Genomic DNA, 20297 nt, shown 5'->3' with positions numbered 1-20297 from the left:
CCGACGCCACGCTAAAGCCGCAGAGTTAGAGCCGCAGAGCCAATCCGAGTTAGGGACAAGAGCCATGAGCCCCGTCAGCACGCACCATCACGACGCCCATCACGACCATCATCCGACGGGCCTTTCGCGCTATCTGTTTTCGACGAATCATAAGGACATCGGCACGATGTACCTTATCTTCGCGATCTGCGCCGGCCTCATCGGCGGCGCCTTCTCGATCTATATGCGTGCCGAGCTGATGAACCCGGGCGTGCAGCATTTCATGACCAGCGACGGCGCCGTCGACGGCCAGCACTGGAACGTGGTGATCACGGCCCATGCGCTCATCATGATCTTCTTCACGGTCATGCCGGCGCTTATCGGCGGTTTCGGCAACTGGTTCGTGCCGCTCATGATCGGCGCGCCCGACATGGCCTTCCCGCGCATGAACAATATCAGCTTCTGGCTGCTCATCCCCTCCTTCGCATTGCTGCTCGGCTCGTCTTTCGTCGACGGCGGTGTCGGTGGCGGCTGGACGCTCTATCCGCCGCTGTCCTCGGAAGGGCAGCCGGGCATGGCGGTCGACATGGCGATCTTCTCGATGCATCTTGCCGGTGCCTCGTCGATCCTGGGCGCCATCAATTTCATCACGACCATCTTCAACATGCGGGCACCCGGCATGACGCTGCATCGCATGCCGCTCTTCGTGTGGTCGGTGCTGGTCACCGCCTTCCTGCTGCTGCTGTCGCTGCCGGTTTTCGGCGGCGCCATCACCATGCTGCTGACCGACCGCAATTTCGGCACCGCCTTCTTCAAGCCCGACCAGGGCGGCGATCCGATCCTGTTCCAGCATCTGTTCTGGTTCTTCGGCCATCCGGAAGTCTACATCCTCATTCTCCCGGGCTTCGGCATCATCAGCCAGATTGTCTCGACCTTCTCGAAGAAGCCGGTCTTCGGCTATCTCGGCATGGCCTACGCGATGGTGGCGATCGGCTTCGTCGGCTTCGTGGTCTGGGCGCATCACATGTATACGGTCGGCCTCGACGTCGACACGCGCGCCTATTTCACCGCGGCCACGATGGTCATCGCGGTGCCGACGGGTGTGAAGATCTTCTCCTGGATCGCGACCATGTGGGGCGGCTCGATCAGCTTCCGCGTGCCGATGGTCTGGGCAATCGGTTTCATCTTCCTCTTCACCGTGGGTGGTGTCACCGGCGTGGTGCTGGCCAATGGCGGCCTCGACCAGGGCCTGCATGACACCTATTACGTGGTGGCGCATTTCCACTACGTGCTCAGCCTCGGTGCCGTGTTCTCGATCTTCGCGGCCTATTACTACTGGATCAGCAAGATCACCGGCCGCGAGCATCCGGAATGGGCGGGGCATGTGCATTTCTGGACCACCTTCATCGGCGTCAATTTGACCTTCTTCCCGCAGCATTTCCTCGGCCTTGCCGGCATGCCGCGGCGCTACCCGGATTATCCGGACGCCTTCGCCTTCTGGAACCACGTTTCGTCGATCGGCTCCTATATCTCGTTCGCCTCGACGCTGTTCTTCGTGGTGATGGCGCTCTATGCCGCCTTCGCCGGCCGGAAGACGGTTTCCAATCCGTGGGGCGAGGGGGCGACGACCCTGGAATGGACGCTGCCTTCGCCGCCGCCCTTCCACACCTTCGAAGAGCTGCCGGTGATCGAGCCGGTGAAGCATCACTGATGAAAGCCGGGCGGCGGGGAAATCCCGCCGCCCGAGGTTTCTGGACGAGCAATTTCGGGACGAAGAACAGTGCGTCGAAACGCGCTTCATACCTCGCTTGAAGAAAACGATCTCGCCGCCGAAATGGTCGGCGCGGGCGCCCGTGTCGGCGATTTCTGGGCGCTGCTGAAGCCGCGCGTCATGTCGCTGGTGGTGTTCTCGGGCTTTGCCGGACTTTATGTGGCACCGGGCCATATCCATCCCTTGATTGGCGCCGTCGCGGTGCTGTGCATCGCGGTCGCCGCCGGGGCCTCGGGCGCCATGAACATGTGGTACGACCGCGACATCGACGGCATCATGAGCCGCACCTGCGGCCGGCCGATCCCCAAGGGCTATGTGGCGCCGGAACAGGCGCTGGCCTTCGGCCTCGCCCTTTCGGCCTTCGCGGTGATGCTGATGGGCCTCGCCGTCAACGCGGTGGCGGCCGGTCTGCTGGCCTTCACCATCTTCTTCTATGTGGTCATCTACACGATCTGGCTGAAGCGCCGCACGCCGCAGAACATCGTGATCGGCGGTGCCGCCGGTGCCTTCCCGCCGATGATCGGCTGGGCCGCGGTCACCGGCAACATCGACTGGGCCTCGATCGCGCTCTTCGCCCTTATCTTCATGTGGACGCCGCCGCATTTCTGGGCCTTGGCCCTGTGGCGCAACCCGGATTACACCAAGGCCGGCGTGCCGATGATGCCGGTCGTGGCCGGCATGGATTCCACCAAGCGGCAGATGCTGCTCTATACCCTGCTGCTGGCGCCGATCGCGCTGGTCCCCGTTTTTCTGGGCGTCGCCGGCTGGGTCTATGGCGGGACCGCGATCCTGCTCAATCTCGGCTTCATCTATCACGCCTGGCGAGTCCTCAAATCCGAGGACATGATCTGGCCCAAGCGCATGTTCGGCTTTTCGCTCGCTTATCTGTTCCTGCATTTCCTGGTGCTGATGCTGGACCGCGCGCCCGGCCTTGTCAGCCTTGTGGCGGGAGCGTGACCATGGCCGAGCAGAAGCCGCAGATGGACATCAAAGCCGAGCGGAAGAAGCGTCTCAGGCAGCGCAATTGGGCACTCGCCGCGGCGCTCGTCTTCTTCGTGGTGCTGGTCTATATCGTCTCGATCGTCAAAATGGGCGGTGCGTGATGGCGAATCCTGATCTCCAGCGCCGCAACCGCAATCTCATGATGTGGCTCACGGGTCTGGTCGCCGGCATGATCGGCCTCGCCTTCGCCTCGGTGCCGCTTTACGACCTCTTCTGCCGGGCGACCGGTTTCGGCGGCACGCCGATGCGCGCCGCGGAGGCCAGCAATGCGGTGGGCAGCCGCGACATGATCGTCACCTTCAACGGCGATCTCGCCGCCGGCATGCCGTGGCATTTCCGCCCCTCGCAGAACAAGATGACTGTGCGTACGGGGATGACCTATACGGCGACCTATGTGGCCTCGAACCCGACCGACACGGTGATCACCGGGTCATCGACCTTCAATGTCTCGCCGGACGTGTTCGGCCAGTATTTCGTGAAGGTGCAATGCTTCTGCTTCGAGCGGCAGGTGTTGCAGCCGGGTGAAAAGGTAGAGATGCCGGTCGTGTTCTATCTCGACCCCGAACTGGAGCAGGATCCCTATCTCGGGAAGCTCCGCGACGTGACCTTGTCCTATACCTTCTTCCAGGTCGAAAATGACCCGGAAACCGTGAATTCCGGGGCGGTCGGCCCCGATCTGGCGAGCCCGAATCCGGCCCTTCCGGCGCCGGTCGAAGCTGGCCAATCCGATGGTAGTTGAGTAGATTGACGTCCAACGCGGCCGGCCCCAGGGAGGTTTCCCGGGCAACCGGCGGTCTGAGAAGAGAGAGTTGAAGCCATGAGCGACGCCGCGGCGCACAAGCCAAACCATCCCTATCACCTGGTCAATCCCAGTCCGTGGCCGCTGGTCGGCAGCATTGCCGGCGGCGTGTTCTTCATGGGCATGGTGCTTTACATGCACGGCAAGGTGTCGTTCCCGGTGGGCGTCCTGCCGGGCCTCGCCCTCATCCTCATCACCATGTTCGGCTGGTGGCGCGATGTGGTCAGGGAGGCCGAAATCGACAAGGCGCATACGCCCGTCGTGCAGATCGGCCTCCGCTACGGCATGGCGCTCTTCATCGCCTCGGAAGTCATGTTCTTCGTGGCCTTCTTCTGGGCCTTCTTCGATTCCTCGCTGTTCCCGAAGGAAGCGATCGGCGGCGTCTGGCCGCCGCAGGGTGTGGCGGTTCTCGATCCGCTGCAGATCCCGCTCCTCAATACCCTCATCCTGCTGCTCTCGGGCTGCACGGTGACCTGGTCGCACCATGCCTTGCGCGAGGGCGACCGCAAGAGCTTCATCCAGGGCTTGGCGCTTACCATCGTGCTCGGCATCATCTTCACCGGCTTCCAGGCCTATGAATATGTCCATGCGCCGTTTGCCTTCAAGGACGGGATCTATTCCTCGACCTTCTACATGGCGACCGGTTTCCACGGCTTCCACGTTTTGGTGGGCACGCTGTTCCTGATCGTCTGCCTCATCCGCGGCCTCAAGGGGCATTTCACCCCGGACCATCATTTCGGCTTCGAGGCGGCGGCCTGGTACTGGCATTTCGTCGACGTGGTCTGGCTGTTCCTGTTCGCCTGCGTCTATATCTGGGGTTCGGGACCTGGCCCCTATCATGGCTAAGATGGATGACGGCGAGCAGGGTGCCACGGCGTCTCGCTCGCCCATCCTCACCGGATTGGCCTGCCGTTGTCCGCGCTGCGGGCGGGGCAGGCTTTTTCGTGGCCTGCTTTCGGTCGCCGATACCTGCAATGTCTGTGGGCTGGACCTCAAATCCGCCGATAGCGGCGACGGCCCGGCGGTCTTCGTGATCCTTATTCTGGGGGCGGTGCTCGCCCCCCTGGTCTTCTGGGTCGAGTTCGGCCTGGAGCCTCCTTTCTGGGTGCATATCATCCTGTGGCCGCCTTTGGTCCTGGGGGCTGCCATCGGCCTGCTGCGGCCCCTGAAAGGGGTCATGATCGCGCTGCAATTCCATCACCAAGCGGCGGAGCATCGGGTAGAATAGCCGCCCCGACGGCCGCTTCCCGCAGATCTCGAGAGATGATGAACCGACGTTTCCGACCGAGTTTCTGGCCGACACTGATCACCGTGCCGGCCGTGATTTTCATGCTGGCGCTCTGCGTCTGGCAGGTGCAGCGCCTCCATGCGAAGGAGGCGATGATCGCCGAGCGCATCGGGCGCTCGGAAGCGGCGCCGATCCCGCTTCCCCCCATGGGCGCCAATGTCGCGGCGGCCGAATTCCGCCGCGTGAGCTTGAGCGGCCGTTTCGACCATGCGCGCGAATTCTATCTGGCAGCGCGCTCGCAGAACGGCAATGTCGGCTATTGGGTGGTGACACCCTTCGTCCTGGGCGATGGCGGCGGCGCGGTCCTGGTCAATCGCGGCTGGGTGCCCGACGAGCGGAAGCTGCCGGAGAACCGGGCCGAAGGGCAACTGGCCGGCGACGTCACCTTCGACGGCATCATCCGCCAGCCGCAGCGCAAGGCCTGGTTCCAGCCGGACAACGAGCCCAAGAAGAATATCTGGTTCTATCTGGACCCCGCCGAGATCGCGGCCTCCAGCGGATTGCCCGTGCGCCAGGACCTCTATTTCGACGCCGTGAAGACGGATATTCCCGGCGGTTTCCCGATCGGCGGGCAGACGCGGATCTATCTCCCCAACGACCACCTGCAATATGCGATCACCTGGGGGGCGCTCGCTTTGGCCCTCATCGTGATCTACGTCATCTACAGCATGAACGGCGCCAGGACAGAGGCGCCGCCGCGGAAAGAGGAACCATGAGCAGCAACGCCTATCAGGTCCTGGAACAGCGCTTTGCGCGCATGGGGGCGCTCAACGAAGCGGCCGGCATGCTGCATTGGGACATGGCGGCGGTGATGCCGGAAGGCGGGCATGGCGCCCGGGCCGAGCAATTGGCGATCCTCAACGTGATCGCCCATGAAATGCTGACGGCGCCAGAAACTGCCGACCTCCTGGAAAATGCCCAAGGGGCGGGGCTCGATTCCTGGCAGGCGGCCAATCTCAACGAAATGCGCCGGCTCTATGTGCATGCGACCGCCCTCTCGCCCGCTTTCGTCGAGGCGATGACGCGGGCACGGGCCGCCTGCGAAAAGGTCTGGCGTACAGCGCGGCCGGCCGGCGATTTCAAGGCGGTACAGGGGAAGCTGCAGGCGGTGCTCGATCTCGCGCGCGAGGCGGCCGCGGCGAAGGCTGAGAAGCTCGGCCTCTCGCCCTATGAAGCCTTGATGGATGAATACGAGCCGGGCGCCCGGGTGGCCGAGATCACGCCGATCTTCGATGCCTATGCGGCCTTCCTGCCGGAATTCCTGGGCCGTGTGCTGGAGCATCAGAAAGCCAAAGGCGCCCCCGTCCTGCCGCAAGGCCCGTTCCCGATCGCGACACAGAAGGCCTTGGGCGAGAAGCTGATGGGGATCATCGGTTTCGATTTCAATCATGGCCGCCTCGATACCTCGGCGCATCCCTTTTGCGGCGGCACGCCCGACGATGTGCGCATCACCACGCGCTATGACGAGAGCTCGTTCGCCGATGCGCTGATGGGGGTCATTCACGAAACCGGCCATGCGCTTTACGAGCGCGGCCTGCCCGCCGATTGGCGGCGCCAGCCGGTGGGCCAGGCGCGCGGCATGGCGCTCCATGAAAGCCAGTCTTTGCTCATCGAAATGCAGGCGGCGCGGAGCGTCGATTTCTGCCGCTTCCTCTCGCCGCTGCTCCAGGAAACCTATCCCGGGAATGCGGCGGCCTTTCATCCCGAGAACCTGTTCCGGCTCTATACCCAGGTCAATCCGGGCTTCATCCGCGTCAATGCGGACGAGGTCACCTATCCCGCCCATGTGATCCTGCGCTACCGGCTGGAACAGGCGCTGATCAGCGGCGATCTCAGCCTGGATGATCTGCCCGGCGCCTGGAATGACGGCATGAAGCAGCTCCTAGGGCTCACCGTCGCCAATGACCGCGAGGGCTGCCTGCAGGATATTCACTGGTTCGAGGGCTTGTTCGGCTATTTCCCCTGCTACAGCCTGGGCGCCATGAACGCGGCACAGCTTTTCGCCGCGGCCATCGCGGCCGAGCCCGGCATCCCGGCGGCGATCGGACGAGGCGATTTCAAGCCGCTCCTCGCCTGGCTGCGCCAGAACGTCCATGGATTGGGGTCGAGCCTGACCACGGCCGAGATCGTCACCCGCGCCACGGGGAGGCCGCTCGATGCCGATCTGTTCCGGCGGCATCTCACGCAGCGTTACCTCGGCACGGCCTGAAGAGACGGCCATAATGGCCCCTTGAGTCGGGTGAGCCGGCTTGGCAGCATGGGCCAAAGCGGAGTCGCATGAAACGAGCCGGCCGCAACAAGGGAAACTCCAATCCCCGGCAATACCCAGCGCAGCAACGGCCCTATGCGGGGCTGCTGGCGTTGATCGCCTCGACTTACGCCTATCATATCGGTCTTGAGATCGCCGGCTTGCGGCCGGACCTCCTGCCGCTGCTCTGGGGAGCGCCGGCTTTTCTGCTGGGGCCGCTTTTGGTGCTGGGCTGGCGCGCCTTGCCGCTGATCGCGATCGCCGCGCTCGCCTTTGAAGTCTTCCGCCACGATTCCTGGGAGATGGGCGGCCTCGCCGCTTTGGGCGATGTCGCGGCGGCGGTGCTGGCCGTGCTGGTGCTGGCCTTCTGGGCGCCGATGGATCTCAGGCTCCGCGGCCAGCGCGATCTGTGGCGGCTGGCCTTCGTGGCGGGGATACTGGTGCCCGGTGCGCTGGGCCTTATCGGCCTGCTGTTGGGTCCGGGTTTCGGCATCGCCGCCTCGGGCGGCGTTTTGGGCGGCTGGCTGATGGCGCTCGCGGCCAATGCGGTGGCGCTGCTGGCCGCCGTGCCCTTCGTGGTCGTGTGGGTCACGCAATCGCAGGCGCGGGGCCCCCATCCCAGCGAGCTCCGCTGGCTGGCAATGGTCGGCCTGGTCTTCGTTGGCATCGTCTGGTGGCTGCCCGACCGGCTGGTGGGCGGGTCGGTCTATCTGGCGTTGCTGGGGATCCCGATCGCCTTTTATGCGCTCACCCGCTATGGCCGGCGCGGCGCCAGTGTCGCCAGCCTCTTCTTCGCGCTCATCTTCGTCAATGGTGCCACCCAGGGCGTCACCCTGTTCGCGGGCATGGCCGGGGCCTATGTGCTGCCGGCACTCATCCTGTTCCTGCTGGCGATCGAGCTGGGGTTGCTGGTGGTGGCGATCGCGCGCGCCGAGCAGGACCGCGAGCAGGACCGCATCGCCGAGAACGAGACGCGCCTCCGCATGCTGATCGACAATACCAAGGTGGCGCCCTATGCCATGCCGGGGCCGGATTTCATTACCTACAGTTTCATCAGCGAGCGGATCGAGGCGATGACCGGCCATAGCCTTGCCGAATGGAACGAGCCCAAGGCCTGGTTCCGCTTCATGCATGCCGAGGATCTGCCGCGCATGGCGGCGATCGACGCCAGCCAGTTGCGCCCGGAACAGGATTACGAATGGGAATACCGCCTGGTCCACAAGGACGGTTCGCCGGTCTGGATCCGCGACATCTTCCGCATCGACCGCAAGGCCGATGGCAGCCTGGAACTCCGCGGCATGATGACCGATGTCACGGCCCTGAAAAGCCGCGAATTGGTGCTGGCCGAGCGCGAGCGCGAACTGGAGGTCGCGCGCGATCAGGCCGAGGCGGCCAACCGCGCCAAATCGAGCTTCCTCGCCACGATGAGCCATGAACTCCGGACGCCGATGAATGCGATCATCGGCTTTGCCGAGGTGATCAATTCCGAAGCCTTCGGCAGCCTCACCGCCAAGCAGCGCGAGCATGTCGGCGACATCATGGAATCGGGGCAGCATCTGCTGCAGCTCATCAACGACATTCTCGACATGTCGAAGATCGAGGCGGGGCGGTTCGAGATCAATGAGGAACTGGGCGATCTCGGCCATCTCATCGCCAGCTCGGTGCGGATCAACGAGCCACTGGCGATGCGGCGCAATGTCCGGATCGAGACCGAGAACCCCTATCCCGGGCTGGGCCTGTTCGCGGATCAGCGGGCAGTGCGGCAGATCCTGCTCAATCTCATCTCGAACGCGGTCAAATTCAGCGCCGAGAAGGGAATCGTCACCATCGCCGTCACGCGGACCGAGAGCGGCGATCTCAGCCTCGCCGTCACCGATCGCGGCATCGGCATGTCGGCGGAAACGGTGGCGCGCATCTTCGAGCCCTTCTATCAAGGGAGCGGCGTCGATTTCCACCACAAGCGGGAAGGGACGGGGCTGGGGCTCGCCATCTCGCAGAAGCTCGCCATCATGCATGGCGGCGCCATCCGGATCGAGAGCCGCCTGGGCGCCGGGTCGAGCGTCATCCTGACCCTGCCCGCGATCCGGGTGCGGATTCTGGGCCGGGACGGCGCCGATGCGGCGGCGGAGACCGAGACCGGCGCGGCGCTCGGCACCCCGGTAAAATGACCGGCAAGTAACCCTTCTGAACAGCATGACAATTTTGCAAGGCCCGAAGCGGTTTCCAGAGCCCGGCCTTGCTTGTCAGGGCGGAGGCATGCCTCTAATTTGAGGCCCCAAATGTGACATTGGGCCTGCCGGGATTTCCGGCAGCCGGCATCCATTCCCGACGAGGTTTCCTTGCGTTACATCAGCACGCGCGGCCAGGCGCCCAAGCTCACTTTCGAAGACGCCCTTCTGACCGGCCTCGCCCGCGATGGCGGGCTTTACGTGCCGGAAAGCTGGCCGCAGATGAGCCCGGCCAAAATCGCGAAATTCGCCGGCAGGCCCTATGCGGAAGTGGCGGGCGCGGTGATGCGCCCCTTCATCGGCAGCGCACTCAAGCCGGCGGCCCTCGATGGTGCGATCGAGGCTGCCTATGGCAGCTTCCGCCATCAGGCGGTGGCGCCACTCGTGGAAATCGACGAGAGCCTGTGGCTGATGGAATTGTTCCATGGCCCCACACTCGCCTTCAAGGACGTGGCGCTCCAATTGCTGGGGCAGCTTTACGACCGGGTCCTCAAAGCACGAGGCGAGCGCATCACGGTCATTGGCGCCACCTCAGGCGATACCGGATCGGCAGCCCTTGAGGCTTGCAAGGACCGCGCCGCCATCGACATCTTCATCCTCCACCCGAAGGGCCGCGTTTCCGAAGTGCAGCGCCGGCAGATGACCACGATCGATGCCGGCAATGTCCACAACATCGCCATCGACGGCTCGTTCGACGATTGCCAGGATCTGGTGAAGGCGATGTTCAATGACAGCGTTTTCCGCGACCGCATCAACATGGCGGCCGTGAACTCGATCAACTGGGCGCGCGTCATGGCCCAGATCGTCTATTACGTGACCGGCGCCGTGGCCCTGGGTGCCCCGCATCGCAAGGTGAGCTTCGCGGTGCCTTCCGGAAATTTCGGCAATGTCTATGCAGGCTATGCCGCGAAATCCATGGGTCTGCCCATCGACCAATTGATCGTGGGATCGAACCGCAACGATATTCTGACGCGCTTCTTCAAATCGGGGGCGATGAAGATCACGGCGGTTAATCCTTCGCTGTCGCCCTCGATGGATATCCAGGTCTCCAGCAATCTCGAGCGGCTGCTGTTCGATCTCTTCGACCGGAAGGGCGAGAAGCTCGCGGGCGCCATGCAGGATTTCCGGAAATCGGGGAAGTTCACGGCACCTTCGCGCCATTGGGGCAAGGTGCAGAAGGCCTTCCAGGCGCATCGCCTCGACGACAAGCAGACGCTTGCCGCCATGCGCGACATCCACCGGCGCACCGGCATGCTGGTCGACCCGCATTCGGCGATCGGCATCGCGGCAGCACTCGACGCGCGCAAGGGGCAGAAGAATAGCGCGACACCGATCATCGCCCTCGCCACCGCGCATCCGGCGAAATTCCCGGACGCGGTCGAGCAGGCGACCGGCATCCGCCCTGCCTTGCCGCCGCATCTGGCGCATCTCATGACGGCGAAAGAACGCCTGAGCGAGCTTCCCAACGATCTCCGTCGCGTGCAGGATTTCGTCCTCGCCCATACGCGCCTCGGCCACAACAAGTAAGGTCACCCCATTCCTTGAACATTTCCCCGCGCAGCACCCATGTGCAGACAGACAGCGTCGAGATCACGACGCTGGAGAACGGCTTCCGCATCGCCAGCGACCGCATGGATTCAGTGGAGACCGTCTCGCTCGGCATCTGGGTCGGCATCGGCACGCGGCATGAGGCGGCGGCGGAGAACGGCGTCTCGCATCTTCTCGAACACATGGCGTTCAAGGGCACAGAGCGTCGCTCGGCCCGCGACATCGCCGTCGAGATCGAGAATGTGGGGGGCGTGCTCAATGCCTATACCGGTCGCGAGCAGACCGCCTATTACGCCAAGGTGCTCAGCGACGATGTGCCGCTGGCACTCGATCTCATCGCCGATATTCTGCAGCATTCGACCTTCGATGCCGAGGAACTGGAGCGCGAGCGCGGTGTCATCATCCAGGAGATCGGCCAGGCCGAGGATACGCCGGACGACATCGTCTTCGATCATTTCCAGGAGACGGCCTTTCCGGGGCAGAGCATGGGGCGGCCGGTGCTGGGCAAGGCCGAGATCATCGCGGAACTCAAATCGGATGCCATCGCCGGCTATATGCGGAGCCGCTACCGGCCAGGCAATATGGTGCTTTCGGCCGCCGGGCGGATCGAGCATGAGCGCCTGGTTGATATGGCGATGAAGGCCTTTGACCATCTGCCCCCCGGCGGCAATGCCGCGACGGATCCGGCGCGCTACCAGGGCGGCGAATTGCGCCTCGCCCGCGAGCTCGAACAGGCGCATATCGTATTGGGCTTCGATGGCATCGGCGTTCACGATCCAGATTATTATGCCAGCGCCGTGCTGTCGCAGCTTTTCGGCGGCGGCATGTCCTCGCGCCTCTTTCAGGAAGTGCGCGAGAAGCGGGGCCTCGTCTACGGCATCCATTCCTTCGCCAGCGCCTGGTCCGATGCCGGGCTTTTCGGCATCTATGCCGGAACCGGCGAGAAGGAAGCGGCGGAATTGATGCCGATCGTCTGCGACGAACTCCTCAAGCTGCCGCAGGATATTTCGGATGAGGAAATACGCCGGGCCAGCGCGCAGTTGAAGGCCGGCATCCTGATGTCGCGGGAGAAGACTTCGGCGCGCTGCGAGCAATTGGCGGCCCAGATCCTGATCCATGGCCGCTTCATCACGCCCGCCGAGATCGTGGCCAAGGTGGATGCGGTGACGGGGGCGGATCTTGCCCGGGTGGCCCGGCGCCTCATCGCCTCGACCCCCACCCTCACCACGATGGGGCCGGTCGGCAATGTCATGGACCTTGCAAGTTTGCAGGAGCGTCTTAAACTTTAAGGCGCAGGTTGCTGGGGGCGCCATGTTCTTCTTCGAGCCGCGCTATCGACCGGTTCCGCCGCCTCTGGTGGGCGAGAGGGTGCGCCTGCGCCCGCCCCTGATGATCGACTATTTTTCCTGGGCCGATCTCAGGCGGGTGAGCCGCTCCTTTCTGGAACCCTGGGAGCCGCAATGGGGCGCCGATGCGCTTTCGCGCCGGACCTATCGCGCGCGCCTCACGCGCATGGTGCGGGAATGGAACGGCGACCAGGGCTATGCCTTTCACCTCGTCGCTACGGGCAGGGGCCATGTCGGCGCCGCGCGCGGCGAGGTCCTGGGCGGGATCAACCTCAACCAGGTGCGGCGCCTCTCGGCGCAATCGGCGAGTCTGGGCTATTGGATGGGGGCACCCTATGCGGGTCAGGGGCTGATGCGCGAGGCGCTTAATCTGCTGCTGCCGTTTGCCTTTGCTTCCCATGAGGAAGGCGAGGGCGGCAGCCCGGCCCAGGTCAGCCCCGGCTGGGGCCTGGGCCTTCACCGTATTGATGCCGCCTGCATTCCCGAGAACGACCGCAGCCGCCAGCTATTGGCGCGGATGGGCTTTCACGAGATCGGCCTGGCGCCAGCTTACCTCAAGATCAACGGACAATGGCGCGACCATGTCTGCCACCAGATGCTGGCGGAGGATTTCGTCGCCAATGCGGCGATGTCGCGGGCGGATTTCGTGGCGGGGTGAGAGGTCGATTCTACGCGTGGCCGATCTCGCCAGAGAGGGTGGTGAGGCTGACGCCCAATTTGCCGATGCAGCGTTCCCATTTGTCGTTGAGATTGTCGTCGAAGACGAGCTCCTCGTCGGGCGGCACGTTGAGCCAGGCATTGGCCTGCATCTCGGCATCCAATTGCCCGGGACCCCAGCCGGCATAACCCAAAGCCAGCAACGAGCGGCGGGGGCCGTGGCCCTCGGCGATGTCACGCAGGATGTCGAGCGTCGCCGTAAGGCCGATCTCGCCGCCCACCTGCAAGGTGGCGTCATCGACGTAATCGGTCGAATGCAGCACGAAGCCGCGACCGGTCTCGACCGGGCCGCCGGAACGGATGCGGATATGTTCGGTATTCCCCGCCGTGTCGATGCCGAGCTGAGAGAGAAGGTCCGGAAAGGTAAGGGCGCCCACCAGGCGGTTCACCACCAGGCCCATGGCGCCGTCATCGGTATGGGCGCAGAGATAGATCACGGTGCGGGTGAAACGGGCATCGCGCATCTGCGGCATGGCGACGAGCAATTGCCCGGTCATGAAGCCCTGATGTAATAGCCCTTGTTTCATTGGTACCATCCGGATCTTGAGGCGCGGCAAAACGGGCGGCGTAATGACGCAGGCGGGAAATTCCGCCCGGGTCGAAACGACTTCGTGACGGCGAACGCCGCGTAACAAAGGTATAATTGGTCCCGAAAGTTGGCAAATGATGAATCGCGGATCACATATCACAGGGCCGAGAGCGGGACTTCTGAAGGCCTTGATTCTGGCGGGATTCGGCCTCCTGGCGCTGCCTGCGCCGGCTGTGGCCAGGGATTTCGCGCAGACCGACCAGACCGCCGTGCGCCTGATGTCGGCGGTCACGGCGGCGGGGAGCGATTCGGTCCTGCCCTTCGGAATCGAGATCGTTCTGCAGCCCGGCTGGAAGACCTATTGGCGCAGCCCCGGCGATGCCGGCTTTCCACCCAGCGTGGAGATCGCGGGTTCGGAAAATGTGGCGGCGGCGGAACTGGCATTCCCGGCACCGCACCGCTTCGAGCTCTTCGGGCTGCAGACTTTCGGCTATGGCGAGAAGGTCGTGTTCCCTCTGCGCGTGACACCGCAGCGGCCGGGCGAGGCGGTCAACTTGAAGGCGCATCTCCGTTATCTGGTCTGCGAGCAGATCTGCATCCCCTATGAACACGATCTCGATCTAGCCTTGCCGGCGGGCTCGCCAGCCTTGAGCGAAGACGCGGCGGCGATCAGCGAGGCGCAAGCTCTGGTGCCCGATGACGGATCGCGCGCGCGCTGGCGCTTGACCGATGTAAAGATCGTGGGCGAGACGCTCTCGGTCGCGGCGCGGAGCGAAGGCGATGCCTTTGCGGCACCCGATCTGCTGGTCGAAGGCCCAAGCGGTTTGCTGTTCGGCAAGCCCGAGACACGCATCGCCGGCGGCGGGCATGAGGTGCGCTTCGATCTGCCGGTCGAGCGCGTGGGTCAGGCGCCGGATGTCGCCACCAGCGAACTCGTCTTCACAATGGTCGATGGCGCGCATGGGCTGGAGCAGCGTGTCGTGCCGGCAAATTTCGTCGGGGTGGCAGGCGGGATGCCGGCGTTGCCGACAATTTGGCCAATGCTGCTCATCGCCTGGCTGGGCGGGCTCATTCTCAACGTCATGCCTTGCGTGTTGCCGGTGCTCATCCTGAAGCTGAGTTCGGTGCTGGAGAAAGCGGGTGAAGCGCGACGTGATCTCCGCGCGAGTTTCGTCGCCAGCGCCGCCGGCATCGTCAGTGCCTTTGCAATATTGGCCGCGATCCTGATCGGCTTGAAATTGAGCGGTCAGGGGATCGGCTGGGGCATCCAGTTCCAGCAGCCGGTTTTCCTGGGCGTTCTGGCGGCGATCTGCCTGGTCTTCGCTGCCAATGTCTGGGGCTGGTTCCAGGTGCCGGTCCCGGCCTTCGCCGGCGGCATCGCCGCCGCCGCGGACCGCGCGGAAACGAAACGCCCGCGCCGCGCGGCCTTCCTGCAAGGGGTGCTGGCGACGGTGCTGGCGACACCCTGCTCGGCGCCATTTGTCGGCAGCGCCGTGGGCTTTGCGCTGGCACAGGGGCCGTTCGAGATCGCGTTCATCTTCATCGCCTTGGGGCTGGGCCTCGCCACACCCTATCTCGCCATCGCCGCCTTTCCGGCGCTGGTTGGCTGGCTGCCGCGGCCGGGACCGTGGATGCGCTGGCTGAAACGCATCCTCGGCCTGTCGCTCCTCGGCACGGCCTTGTGGCTGCTTTTCGTGCTGGGCCAGCAGATGGGCTGGTGGCAGCGCGAGGCCGATGACGATGGCATCGCCTGGGTGCCGTTCGAGGAGAGCGCCATCGCGGCGGAGGTGGCGAAGGGACAGGTGGTCTTCGTCGACGTCACCGCCGCCTGGTGCCTCACCTGCCGCGCCAACAAGGAATTCGTGCTGAAGCGCGATCCGGTGCTGAGCGCGCTGGGCGCGGCGAATGTCACGCCGATGCTGGCCGATTGGACCGATCCCGATCCCGCCATCTCGTCCTATCTCGCCGGGTTCGGCCGCTACGGCATTCCGATGAACGTGGTCTATGGGCCGGGGGCGCCGGAGGGCATTCTGCTGCCGGAATTGCTGACATCCGAGGCTGTGATGGATGCCCTCAAAGCGGCGAAATAACCGCTTACGTGGCAATGTCATAATAGGGCCGCGGCCTTTGCCGCCTTGGCAAAGACCCAGATGAGGCCGTATATCTAGGCCCTACCCAGAACGATTCCCCAGAAGCGCAAAAGCGGCCTTGCCGGTTGGGCAGGACCCGCTTGGACAGGCCAGGAAAGGAAACGCACCATGACCATCAAGGTTGGCGACAAGATCCCCAGCGTCTCGCTGAAGACTATGGATAAGGACGGCATGCAGACGCTGTCGACCGACGATATTTTCAAGGGCAAGAAGGTGGTGCTGTTCGCCCTGCCCGGCGCTTTCACGCCGACTTGTTCCGCGAAGCACCTGCCGGGCTTCGTGCAGAATGCCGCGGCGCTCAAGGGCAAGGGCGTCGATACCATCGCCTGCCTTTCCGTGAATGACGCCTTCGTCATGGATGCCTGGGGCAAGTCGCAGAATGTCGGCGACAATGTGCTGATGCTGGCCGACGGCAATGCCGATTTCTCGAAGGCGGTCGGCCTCACCATGGATGGCAGCGGCTATGGCATGGGGACCCGCGCCTGCCGCTATGCGATGGTGGTCGATAACGGCGTGGTCAAGGCCTTGAATGTCGAGGCGCCGGGCGCCTTCGAGGTATCCAGCGCCGAAGCCGTGCTGAAGGTGCTTTGAGCGCATTGAAATGAATGACGGGCGGCGGCCTCGGCTGCCGCCCGTTTCGATTCGGGGAAGTAGATTTAATGGTGGCTGATGGCTTGGCAGCGGTAGAAGATCGGGCGCTGGAGATTCTGCGCCGGGTCTATGGCCATGCCGCCTTCCGCGGCCCGCAAGCCGCGATCATCGACCATGTGACTGCCGGGGGCGATGCCCTTGTCTTGATGCCGACCGGCGGGGGCAAATCGGTCTGCTATCAGATCCCCGCGATGCTGCGCCAAGGTGTCGGCATCATCGTCTCGCCGCTCATTGCCCTGATGCAGGATCAGGTCGCGGCGCTGCAGCAGATGGGTGTGGCGGCGGCCTGCCTCAATTCATCGCTTTCACTCGATGAGATGCGGGTGATCGAAGGCCAGATGCGGCGGGGCGAGCTGAAGCTGCTTTATGTGGCGCCGGAGCGCCTGCTGACCCCTTTCTTTCTCAATCTGCTGCGCCAAGTGAAGATCGCCCTCTTCGCCATCGACGAGGCGCATTGCGTCTCGCAATGGGGCCATGATTTCCGCCCGGAATATATCCAGCTCTCGGCACTCCATGAACAATTCCCGGAGGTGCCGCGCATCGCCTTGACCGCGACGGCGGACCGGGAGACGCGCGCCGAGATCAGGGAGCGCCTGGCACTGGAAGAGGCAGAGGTCTATCTCACCTCCTTCGATCGGCCGAACATCCGCTACAAGGTGGTCGAACGCCATGACGCGAAGAAGCAATTGCTGGCGCTCATCGAGGCCGAGCAGAAAGGCGAGGCGGGGATCGTCTATTGCCAGTCGCGAAAGCGCGTCGAGGATGTGGCGGCCTGGCTGCAAGCGCGCGGGGTGACGGCTTTGCCCTATCACGCGGGGATGGAGCAGAAGGCCCGCGCCCACAACCAGCACCGCTTCATCAACGAAGATGGCATCGTCATGGTGGCGACGATCGCCTTCGGCATGGGGATCGACAAGCCGGATGTGCGTTTCGTGGCGCATCTCGATCTCCCCTCCTCGATCGAGGCCTATTACCAGGAGACCGGCCGCGCCGGGCGCGACGGCGCGCCGGCGGAAGCCTGGCTCGCTTTCGGACTCCAGGACGTGGTGCTGCTCAGGCGCCGCATCGAGGATTCGGATTTGACCGAACAGCGCAAGGTGGTGAGCCGCCGCAAGCTCGACGCGCTACTTTCCTTCTGCGAGGCGACCGACTGCCGCCGCATGGCATTGCTGCGTTATCTCGGCGAGGACTCGCAGCCTTGCGGCAATTGCGATATCTGCCTGGAGCCGGGGGAGACCTGGGACGCGACCCTGCCGGCACAGAAACTGCTCTCGGCCTGCTGGCGCACGGGCCAGCGTTTCGGCATCGCCCATGTGATCGACGTGCTGCGGGGCGAGGGCACGGAGAAGGTGTTGCGATTCAGCCACCAGCAATTGCCGGTTTTCGGCATTGGCGGCGATCTTGATGCCAATGCCTGGAAGAGCCTCGCGCGGCAATTGCTGTCGCTGGGCTATCTCTTTGTGCAGAACGACGAATTCAACACGCTGGGTGTCGCCGAAGGCGCCCGGCCGCTCCTCAAGGGCGAGACCAAGCTGATGCTGCGGCGCCCGACCATCGCGGTTTCGCGCCGTGACCGCAGGAAGCGCGATCCGCTCCTGGCGGCGGCAGCGTTGGGGGATATCGACCCCAAGCTGTTCGACGCCCTGCGGGCGCGGCGCCGGGATCTCGCAAGTGCGCAGAACGTGCCGCCTTACGTGATCTTCCACGACGCCACCTTGCGTGAGATCGCACAAAGAAAACCTGCGACCCTCCACGATTTCCTCGCCATCCCGGGAATTGGCGAGCGCAAGCTGAAACGCTACGGTGCCGATTTTCTTGAAGTGCTGGCGGCGTTCAGGTGAGTGATCTGACCGTCTTCCATGTCGTCATCCTCCGCGAAGGCGGAGGATCCACGAGTTTCTTTCTTTGGGTAACCACCAAACTCGTGGATGGTCCGCCTACGCGGACCATGACGTTTTAAGGAACGGAAGAGTTCACGAGCATGCCCCCCAACCGCACCACCGCCCTCTCCCTCCTCGTCTCGACCGGGTTTCTGATCGGGCTGAGTTTTCCGCTGGGCAAGCTTGCGCATGGGGCAGGGATTTCGCCGCCGGCCTGGTCGTTCGCGATTTCGGGTGGCGGTGCGCTGGTGATTTTCGGCATCATCCTCGCGCGCAAGATGCGGATCGCCTGGGATGCGCGGCATCTGCGCTATTACCTGATCGCCGGTCTGCTCTCCTATGTGCTCCCCAATCTCCTCATCTATGCGGCGATCCCGCGTTTGGGGGCGGGCTTGACCGCGATCTACCTCACCCTCTCGCCGATCATGACGCTCACGATCTCGATTCTGATGGGGATCAAGAAGCCGGGTCTCCTGGGCTTTGCCGGTATTGCTTTGGGCTGCCTCGGTGCTCTCACCATCATCCTCTCGAAGGGTGAGGTTGGCGGCGGCGATCTCGTCTGGCTGATCGCGGCGCTCTTCATTCCCCTCAGCCTTGCCAGCGGCAATGTCTATCGCACCCTCGACTGGCCGGCGAACGGCAAGCCGCTGGTGCTTGCCATGGGCAGCAACGCGGCGGCAGCCTTGTGCCTGTTCGTGGCGACCTTGTTCTGGGATGGTGCGATGCCTTTCGCGATGCTCGGCGAAGCGCCCATCCTCACGCTCGGCCAGATCGCGGTCTCGGCGGTGATGTTCGCCCTCTTCTTCCGCCTGCAGATCGTGGGCGGGCCGGTCTATCTTTCGCAGATCGGTTATGTGGCGGCGGCGACCAGCCTCGTCATCGGCACGCTGTTCCTCGGCGAGCGTTACGCGCTCCTCACCTGGGGCGGCGGGTTGATCATCGTCGCCGGCGTCGTCGCGACCACATTGGATCGCGGTCGCAAATAATCTATTTCGGCCAGAAGGCGGGATCGTGGATGAGATCCTGCACGCCATTGATGACGAATTGCACGCCGATGCAGACCATCAGGAAGCCCATGATGCGCGAAATGGCGGCGATGCCATTGGCACCCAGCAGGCGGTTGAGGAGGCCGGCCGCACGCAGGCAGAACCAGATGATGATCGCGGTCACCACGATGCCGACCGAGATCACCAGATAGGTCATCGGCGTCGAGAGTTCGCCCGATTGTTGCACGCTGGTCGACATGGTGATGACGAGGGCGATGGAGCCCGGACCGGAAAGCCCCGGCATGGCCAAGGGCGTAAACGAGATGTCGAGCTTGGCGCGCGCCTCCATGTCGGAATCGGAATCCAAGGGCGACTCGCGCGGGAACAGCATGGAGAAGCCGAGGAAGGCGACGATCATGCCGCCGGCGATGCGGAGGCCCGGGATCGAAATGCCGAAGAGATCCATGATGAGGACACCCGCCAGCAGGAAGCTGAGCAGGATGCCGGTCATGTAGATGCAGGCCATGGTGATCTGGCGGTTGCGCTCGGCATTGGTGAGGTTGCCGGTGATGCCGATCAACATGCCGGCGGCCGAGATCGGGTTGATGATGGGCAGAAGCGTCGCCACCGTCCAGCCGACATAAGGGAGGAAGTCGTCCATCTGTCACCCTCTCGGTGTCATGGTCGGCGCAGGCCGACCATCCACGAGTTTGTCTGAGACTAAAGAAAGAAACTCGTGGATCCCCGCCTTCGCGGGGATGACAATCGAGTTGACCAAGCCAGTTCAGCCGTCACTTCCGCCGCTGCCAATCGATGCCCAGCAGCAGGCAGCCTTTTTCGGTGCGGCTGTTGTGATAGGTGCCGGCTTCGTAGATGACGTAATCGCCGGTCTTCAGGATGGTGCCGTCGCTTTCGATGAGTTCGCCTTCCAGGATGATGAATTCCTCGCGGAAGGGATGTTCGTGGGCGATGGTCTGGGCGCCGGGTTCCATGCGGATGAGATAGGCGCCCTGTTTGTTGTCGCGCTCATAGGAAAGCTCGATGAGCGACATGTCGTGCTGCAGCGGCCCGTCCATGTCATAGGGCACCATGGGCGTCTCGCGGATATTGATGACCTTGCGGCCCTTTTCGCCGGTGAAGCGTGCCTTGTCTGGTGACGGGTGCGCCATGTCGTT

Annotated in this window: 19 protein-coding genes; 16 read left to right on the top strand and 3 right to left on the bottom strand. The window is 63.8% G+C overall.

Features of this window, described 5'->3' with window-relative positions; all coding sequences use genetic code 11:
* The first annotated feature begins 64 nt into the window (after positions 1 to 64).
* The 12 genes from ctaD (at position 65) to ACE3PR_RS19215 (ending at position 12867) form a co-directional block, all read left to right on the top strand.
* Positions 65 to 1690, top strand: a complete 1626-nt coding sequence (gene ctaD, locus ACE3PR_RS19270) for a cytochrome c oxidase subunit I (RefSeq protein WP_374375397.1) — start codon at positions 65 to 67, stop codon at positions 1688 to 1690.
* A 123-nt stretch (positions 1691 to 1813) separates the two neighbouring features.
* Positions 1814 to 2707 carry a heme o synthase gene (cyoE, locus tag ACE3PR_RS19265; protein ID WP_374375488.1) on the top strand — a complete coding sequence of 298 codons (894 nt, stop codon included), beginning with the start codon at positions 1814 to 1816 and terminating at the stop codon, positions 2705 to 2707.
* Between the two features lie 2 nt (positions 2708 to 2709).
* Entirely contained in the window at positions 2710 to 2853 is a 144-nt protein-coding gene (locus ACE3PR_RS19260) for a hypothetical protein (protein WP_374375394.1), read from the top strand.
* The gene (locus ACE3PR_RS19255) at positions 2853 to 3491 is read left to right on the top strand and encodes a cytochrome c oxidase assembly protein (protein ID WP_374375392.1); all 639 of its coding nucleotides are present in this window, start codon (positions 2853 to 2855) and stop codon (positions 3489 to 3491) included. The genes ACE3PR_RS19260 and ACE3PR_RS19255 overlap by 1 nt, the downstream gene beginning before the upstream one ends.
* A gap of 78 nt (positions 3492 to 3569) precedes the next feature.
* Positions 3570 to 4397: a cytochrome c oxidase subunit 3 gene (locus tag ACE3PR_RS19250; RefSeq protein WP_374375390.1), complete on the top strand. Its 828-nt coding sequence runs from the start codon at positions 3570 to 3572 to the stop codon at positions 4395 to 4397.
* On the top strand, positions 4390 to 4779 hold the full coding sequence (locus ACE3PR_RS19245; RefSeq protein WP_374375388.1) for a DUF983 domain-containing protein: 390 nt from the start codon (positions 4390 to 4392) through the stop codon (positions 4777 to 4779). The genes ACE3PR_RS19250 and ACE3PR_RS19245 overlap by 8 nt, the downstream gene beginning before the upstream one ends.
* A 35-nt stretch (positions 4780 to 4814) precedes the next feature.
* The gene (locus ACE3PR_RS19240; RefSeq protein ID WP_374375385.1) at positions 4815 to 5555 is read left to right on the top strand and encodes an SURF1 family protein; all 741 of its coding nucleotides are present in this window, start codon (positions 4815 to 4817) and stop codon (positions 5553 to 5555) included.
* The gene (locus ACE3PR_RS19235; RefSeq protein ID WP_374375383.1) at positions 5552 to 7048 is read left to right on the top strand and encodes a carboxypeptidase M32; all 1497 of its coding nucleotides are present in this window, start codon (positions 5552 to 5554) and stop codon (positions 7046 to 7048) included. Before ACE3PR_RS19240 ends, ACE3PR_RS19235 begins: the two co-directional genes overlap by 4 nt.
* A gap of 68 nt (positions 7049 to 7116) precedes the next feature.
* Positions 7117 to 9255 carry an ATP-binding protein gene (locus tag ACE3PR_RS19230; RefSeq protein WP_374375380.1) on the top strand — a complete coding sequence of 713 codons (2139 nt, stop codon included), beginning with the start codon at positions 7117 to 7119 and terminating at the stop codon, positions 9253 to 9255.
* A gap of 171 nt (positions 9256 to 9426) precedes the next feature.
* On the top strand, positions 9427 to 10842 hold the full coding sequence (gene thrC, locus ACE3PR_RS19225; RefSeq protein ID WP_374375377.1) for a threonine synthase: 1416 nt from the start codon (positions 9427 to 9429) through the stop codon (positions 10840 to 10842).
* 41 nt (positions 10843 to 10883) lie between these two features.
* The gene (locus ACE3PR_RS19220) at positions 10884 to 12152 is read left to right on the top strand and encodes a M16 family metallopeptidase (RefSeq protein WP_374375375.1); all 1269 of its coding nucleotides are present in this window, start codon (positions 10884 to 10886) and stop codon (positions 12150 to 12152) included.
* A gap of 22 nt (positions 12153 to 12174) precedes the next feature.
* Complete coding sequence (locus ACE3PR_RS19215; RefSeq protein ID WP_374375373.1) at positions 12175 to 12867, top strand: GNAT family N-acetyltransferase; 693 nt, start codon at positions 12175 to 12177, stop codon at positions 12865 to 12867.
* A 10-nt stretch (positions 12868 to 12877) separates the two neighbouring features.
* Here ACE3PR_RS19215 and ACE3PR_RS19210 read toward each other — a convergent pair whose 3' ends face one another.
* Positions 12878 to 13453: a YqgE/AlgH family protein gene (locus tag ACE3PR_RS19210; protein WP_374375371.1), complete on the bottom strand. Its 576-nt coding sequence runs from the start codon at positions 13451 to 13453 to the stop codon at positions 12878 to 12880.
* A gap of 190 nt (positions 13454 to 13643) precedes the next feature.
* Between ACE3PR_RS19210 and ACE3PR_RS19205 the strand changes: the two genes are divergently transcribed.
* The 4 genes from ACE3PR_RS19205 to ACE3PR_RS19190 all read left to right on the top strand — a co-directional run bounded on the left by ACE3PR_RS19205 (position 13644) and on the right by ACE3PR_RS19190 (position 19122).
* The gene (locus ACE3PR_RS19205) at positions 13644 to 15545 is read left to right on the top strand and encodes a protein-disulfide reductase DsbD family protein (protein WP_374375369.1); all 1902 of its coding nucleotides are present in this window, start codon (positions 13644 to 13646) and stop codon (positions 15543 to 15545) included.
* A gap of 168 nt (positions 15546 to 15713) precedes the next feature.
* Positions 15714 to 16196 (top strand): peroxiredoxin, encoded by a 483-nt coding sequence (locus ACE3PR_RS19200; RefSeq protein WP_374375367.1) that lies wholly within the window; start codon positions 15714 to 15716, stop codon positions 16194 to 16196.
* 83 nt (positions 16197 to 16279) lie between these two features.
* On the top strand, positions 16280 to 18097 hold the full coding sequence (gene recQ / locus ACE3PR_RS19195) for a DNA helicase RecQ (RefSeq protein ID WP_374375365.1): 1818 nt from the start codon (positions 16280 to 16282) through the stop codon (positions 18095 to 18097).
* A gap of 140 nt (positions 18098 to 18237) precedes the next feature.
* Positions 18238 to 19122 carry a DMT family transporter gene (locus tag ACE3PR_RS19190; RefSeq protein ID WP_374375363.1) on the top strand — a complete coding sequence of 295 codons (885 nt, stop codon included), beginning with the start codon at positions 18238 to 18240 and terminating at the stop codon, positions 19120 to 19122.
* Between the two features lies 1 nt (position 19123).
* Here ACE3PR_RS19190 and ACE3PR_RS19185 read toward each other — a convergent pair whose 3' ends face one another.
* Together ACE3PR_RS19185 and ACE3PR_RS19180 are read right to left on the bottom strand one after the other, a co-directional pair.
* Positions 19124 to 19783, bottom strand: coding sequence for a MarC family NAAT transporter (locus ACE3PR_RS19185; protein WP_374375361.1), 660 nt, complete (start codon positions 19781 to 19783; stop codon positions 19124 to 19126).
* A gap of 130 nt (positions 19784 to 19913) precedes the next feature.
* Positions 19914 to 20291, bottom strand: a complete 378-nt coding sequence (locus tag ACE3PR_RS19180; RefSeq protein WP_374375359.1) for a cupin domain-containing protein — start codon at positions 20289 to 20291, stop codon at positions 19914 to 19916.
* Between the last annotated feature and the right edge of the window lie 6 nt (positions 20292 to 20297).

It is taken from the genome of Dongia sp., from assembly GCF_041909655.1.
Lineage (GTDB): Bacteria > Pseudomonadota > Alphaproteobacteria > Dongiales > Dongiaceae > Dongia.
Note: the sequence above shows the minus strand (reverse complement) of the source record. Positions and strands in the feature narration are given on the sequence as shown.

Coding starts and splice junctions, on each gene's coding strand:
- ctaD (WP_374375397.1), top strand. CDS start 65: ATGAGCCCCGTCAGCACGCACCATCACGACGCCCATCACGACCATCAT.
- cyoE (WP_374375488.1), top strand. CDS start 1,814: ATGGTCGGCGCGGGCGCCCGTGTCGGCGATTTCTGGGCGCTGCTGAAG.
- ACE3PR_RS19260 (WP_374375394.1), top strand. CDS start 2,710: ATGGCCGAGCAGAAGCCGCAGATGGACATCAAAGCCGAGCGGAAGAAG.
- ACE3PR_RS19255 (WP_374375392.1), top strand. CDS start 2,853: ATGGCGAATCCTGATCTCCAGCGCCGCAACCGCAATCTCATGATGTGG.
- ACE3PR_RS19250 (WP_374375390.1), top strand. CDS start 3,570: ATGAGCGACGCCGCGGCGCACAAGCCAAACCATCCCTATCACCTGGTC.
- ACE3PR_RS19245 (WP_374375388.1), top strand. CDS start 4,390: ATGGCTAAGATGGATGACGGCGAGCAGGGTGCCACGGCGTCTCGCTCG.
- ACE3PR_RS19240 (WP_374375385.1), top strand. CDS start 4,815: ATGATGAACCGACGTTTCCGACCGAGTTTCTGGCCGACACTGATCACC.
- ACE3PR_RS19235 (WP_374375383.1), top strand. CDS start 5,552: ATGAGCAGCAACGCCTATCAGGTCCTGGAACAGCGCTTTGCGCGCATG.
- ACE3PR_RS19230 (WP_374375380.1), top strand. CDS start 7,117: ATGAAACGAGCCGGCCGCAACAAGGGAAACTCCAATCCCCGGCAATAC.
- ACE3PR_RS19215 (WP_374375373.1), top strand. CDS start 12,175: ATGTTCTTCTTCGAGCCGCGCTATCGACCGGTTCCGCCGCCTCTGGTG.
- ACE3PR_RS19210 (WP_374375371.1), bottom strand. CDS start 13,453: ATGAAACAAGGGCTATTACATCAGGGCTTCATGACCGGGCAATTGCTC.
- ACE3PR_RS19200 (WP_374375367.1), top strand. CDS start 15,714: ATGACCATCAAGGTTGGCGACAAGATCCCCAGCGTCTCGCTGAAGACT.
- ACE3PR_RS19190 (WP_374375363.1), top strand. CDS start 18,238: ATGCCCCCCAACCGCACCACCGCCCTCTCCCTCCTCGTCTCGACCGGG.
- ACE3PR_RS19185 (WP_374375361.1), bottom strand. CDS start 19,783: ATGGACGACTTCCTCCCTTATGTCGGCTGGACGGTGGCGACGCTTCTG.
- ACE3PR_RS19180 (WP_374375359.1), bottom strand. CDS start 20,291: ATGGCGCACCCGTCACCAGACAAGGCACGCTTCACCGGCGAAAAGGGC.